Here is a 272-nt window from a genome sequence, read left to right on the forward strand (position 1 = left end):
GGCAAATTCAAGTTGAAAATATCGTTCAACCGCAAATAGCCGTTTTGCCAATTTCCCCCTTCGTCAATCAGAGAAAAAACCAGCCCCGACAGCGCCGGATTGCGGCCGTTGGCGAGGCCGTGGGTGGCGAAGTGAATAATTTGATAATTTTGCAATTCTTCGGAGTTGAGAATCGCCTCCAAATTGGCGTCGAAATCGAAGGCGGCGGTGCTTTCGGTTTCCGGAACCAACCCCAAAATGGTTTCCGCTTCCGTGCGGGTATATTCGAGGCG

Annotated in this window: 1 protein-coding gene; it reads right to left on the reverse strand. The window is 51.1% G+C overall.

The window, feature by feature from the left end; genetic code table 11:
• On the reverse strand, window positions 1-272 hold a 272-nt coding region (locus AC0QHF_RS00165), incomplete at both ends, for a CHAT domain-containing protein (RefSeq protein ID WP_324702174.1).

It is taken from the genome of Lyngbya sp. CCY1209, from assembly GCF_055795065.1.